Below are 1,149 nucleotides of genomic sequence, written 5' to 3' on the forward strand. Positions count from 1 at the left end.
CGGGGTGACCGCGACAACCACACCCGGCCGAAGCCGGGCGACACCGAGCACCCCTCCTCGTCAGAGCTTTGGCACTGCGCGGCGTAATCCCCACCGGGAAGCCACTTGGGCTCACCCCTTAGCCCGGGGAGAGCTGTCCTGACCCGGGGCGTCTCTCGACGTTCAAGGTCAGTGGCCTATGTCCGCGCAGACGCCTCACCGAACGAGGTGCTGCCCGGCCAGGATGCCCCCGCACGCCAGCTCGTGTCAATGTCGGCAACCGGACCAAACGGCGCGCACCCCGACGAAACACACGTCCGGGCCGGACCACGCCAGTGTCGCCACCCGCGCGCCTCGCCGAGGTGACCTGCGCCACCCGGACGTTTCCCGCGGGCGGGTCGGCTCTTGGCAGCGCATTCTCGGTCTCGATCGCCACTGGGGCTGGTTGATCCACATTCGGATGGGGAGCGGGGCGGCGTGGGACGGCGGCGGAATCGCCCTCGGCATCGATGCCGACGTCGTCTCCCGAAAAACCCGACTCCCGGCTTTAGTGGCGTCACGTTGGGTGAGGGCCCGCATCGGGCTCGCACCGGCAGCGGTCCCCAGGTCCTGGCTGCTCTCCGCACCCTGGTGATCAGCCTGCTCCGGTTCGCTGATTTCGCCAACACCGCTCGAGCCTTACGCCGCCACGCCGCTATCCCGACCAGGAGATCACCCTCGTGACCAGCATAAATACGACTTTGCGATGCTCCTGGGGCGGCGGTGAATGCGGACTTCCAGAATCCCCGACCGCCCCCACCCCACCAGGCCGTGTTCCGGCGCATGCGCATCCACTGCACACCTATCAAGGTCACAGACAGTCACAGATTTCTATGCTCAAATACGCTTCTGAACGGTGTGCTACTCTGCTGAGGGGACGTAATGAAGTAACAAATACGTGATCGAGAGCATCATCGCAGGTCACAGGCCTGTGGAGGGTTCGAAACGCGCAAGTTATTTCATTTCGACTCCTGAAGTCTCAGGTGCTGACGGAACTGCTGGACCAGTGAACTGGACCCAGTCGGGAGGAATAGAGGATGGGCTTGAAGGCCCCTGGGCAGGTCCGGTGGTAAACATTCACGTAGATTCGTGATCTTGCGGTGAGTGGTTGGTGTTGGAGCTGGGTGTGGA

General features: G+C 63.7%; 1 riboswitch.

Features of this window, described 5'->3' with window-relative positions:
* Nucleotides 1–46: 46 nt before the first annotated feature.
* Nucleotides 47–214: riboswitch (M-box (ykoK) riboswitch) on the minus strand.
* Nucleotides 215–1,149: the final 935 nt, after the last annotated feature.

The organism is Frankia sp. CcWB2, from assembly GCF_977927585.1.